The sequence below is a fragment of the Psychromonas aquatilis genome (assembly GCF_038155185.1).
GTDB lineage: Bacteria > Pseudomonadota > Gammaproteobacteria > Enterobacterales > Psychromonadaceae > Psychromonas > Psychromonas aquatilis.
Genome location: NZ_JBAKAZ010000432.1, coordinates 1 through 211, shown reverse-complemented (window position 1 = coordinate 211; position 211 = coordinate 1). Strand labels below are relative to the sequence as shown.

Below are 211 nucleotides of genomic sequence, written 5' to 3'. Positions count from 1 at the left end.
CGACAATACCATAACAGTGCGGGTTAAATCATTAATCAATACAAAAAATAGTGGGTATTTTATTGCAAATATCGTTTCTATCAAAAATTTACCTTGTATTTTATGTCCTAAAGTTGAAATGCGTTGGTATCGTCAATCTTTTGCGGTGCAAGCAGGACAACCTCATACATTCAAAGTTAAGTTAAAGGCATTACAAGGAAAAGGGAATCCA

At 33.6% G+C, this 211-nt stretch carries 1 protein-coding gene; it reads left to right on the top strand.

Features of this window, described 5'->3' with window-relative positions:
* Positions 1 to 211 (top strand): hypothetical protein (locus V6256_RS16065; RefSeq protein WP_341599194.1); only part of this gene is annotated, 211 nt, incomplete at both ends.